General features: G+C 45.8%; 2 protein-coding genes. Both read left to right on the forward strand.

Translation table 11 applies throughout. The annotated features are described in order from the left end of the window. Positions 1–113: 113 nt before the first annotated feature. A complete protein-coding gene (locus tag RMO84_RS17705; RefSeq protein ID WP_310489756.1) occupies positions 114–1,304 on the forward strand; it encodes a response regulator in 1,191 nt (396 codons plus the stop codon). Positions 1,305–1,342: 38 nt separating this feature from the next. Beyond that, positions 1,343–1,720: a response regulator gene (locus tag RMO84_RS17710; protein WP_310489757.1), complete on the forward strand. Its 378-nt coding sequence runs from the start codon at positions 1,343–1,345 to the stop codon at positions 1,718–1,720. Positions 1,721–1,855: the final 135 nt, after the last annotated feature.

Below are 1,855 nucleotides of genomic sequence, written 5' to 3' on the forward strand. Positions count from 1 at the left end.
TTTGATGCAATTTTACAGAGACTAACTACAAAAGAAAATTAAAATTTCGAGATTGGCAACATCTCGATCCTGGCTGGGTAATCTAAGCATATGGACAGGTTAATACTAGAAATATGAATCGACTTATCGCCACAACCGAGCGGTTCTCTTTCCAATCAAGAGAATTATCAGAACAACTGCTCAAGCATGTGCAGAATGGCAGAACTGGATATTGGGAGCATCAATTTGACAGGTTGGCAGACAAAGAGCAAGTTATCAATTGGTACTTGGCGATTGCCAAAGGTCAAATTCTGTACTCTGGCAATCGCCTATTGTCAGTACCGAGCTTGATGAAAATTCTCTATCGCTATACGCTACACACTCGTAATGAATTGGTAGGCGAGCGATTCGAGCAGCTTAAAGTAACTGCCGAAAAAGAAGCGTGGACGCCAGTACAATTATTAGCCAAGATGAAGCAGATTGGGATTATTAACGATGCCCAACTGATCAAAGCTTTGAAAATGAAAGTTTTGAACGATCTAGATACCTACGTGCTCATGGGTAGTGGCAAAGCGACATTCATTCCTGCTCCAGATTTGGATCTGCAATTACCCATTGAGGGATTTAGCCCAATTATCGTCCTTGATGAAGCCAAACAACGCCAGTTGCAATGGGAAAAGTTGCAACAGCAAGTGCCCTCGATTCATTTAATTCCCGTCCTCAATCGAGCAGCACTCACCAAAGCCAATCTCCCAGCCGGACAACAGCAGCGAATTGAAAATCTCGTCCAATCTCAGCAAACACTCACTGCGATTGCTGAAGATATGGCCAAAGATACACTTGAAATTGCCGAAATGTTTGCCAAATTCGTCAGGGTGGGATTGGTTAGTTTTCAGCCGCCCAAAAAAGATACACCCGCGCCGATTGTGGTTGTTGATGACTCGCCGATAATTTTGTCCCAGTTTCAGCACTGGGTAGGGGCGTTGGGCTATCCAGTCGTCGCTTGCCAAGAGTCGGAAACCGCGCTAGCAACTATCGTCGAAGTCGATCCAGCGGCAATTTTTATCGATATTAATATGCCGGGTATTTCTGGCTTCGAGCTAGTCAAACAAATCCGCAAACAACCGCAATTGGCAACGATTCCACTGGTAATTTTGACTGGGGAACAGAAGCTTTCCAATCGCTGGCGGGCACAATGGAGTGGGTGCGAATTTTTGACTAAGCCCTTGGATTCAGGGGATATGAGTAATTTTCAAGCTCGACTTGAGGAATTATTAATTGAGTTAGTCGGCACTCCAGAATCGGCAGCTAATTCTCAGAACTAAACAGCCAACTTAACTACAGATAAATCGGGTAACTAAATATGCACTTTTTAATTATTGATGATAGCTCCGTCGATGCCCACGCTTTGACGTCAATCTTGGAAGCAGTCGGACACAAAGTCGATCGCTGCGATGGCACCAAAGAGGCAATGCAAACGATCGAGGATGGAGATTACGACGCTGTATTTTTAGATGTGGTAATGCCAGAGCAAGATGGCTACAAATTCTTGCGGGCAGTGAGAATGAATCCCAAGACTGCCGATCTCTATGTCCTCTTCTGCTCCAGCAAAAAAACTCCACTGGAAATGAACTACGGCATTCAACGGGCTGGTGCTAATGATTATCTGCCTAAGCCAGTTAGTCGGGAAAGTGTGGAAGAAGTATTGGCGAAGATTCCGGCTAAAGCTACTGTTAATTAGGCTTTAGGTTTTAGCGGATGCGCGCTCCGTCTGCGACACGCCTCGCTTCGTATCTCCTACGGAGAGGCTTCGCCAACGTCTACGGGTTTCCCGAGGGTTTAGCGACCCAAATCGCGCTGAGGTTCCCGCCTAGCG

The organism is Chamaesiphon sp. VAR_69_metabat_338 (assembly GCF_031423935.1).
In the GTDB taxonomy this organism is placed as follows: Bacteria; Cyanobacteriota; Cyanobacteriia; order Cyanobacteriales; family Chamaesiphonaceae; genus Chamaesiphon.

Coding starts and splice junctions, on each gene's coding strand:
- RMO84_RS17705 (WP_310489756.1), top strand. CDS start 114: ATGAATCGACTTATCGCCACAACCGAGCGGTTCTCTTTCCAATCAAGA.
- RMO84_RS17710 (WP_310489757.1), top strand. CDS start 1,343: ATGCACTTTTTAATTATTGATGATAGCTCCGTCGATGCCCACGCTTTG.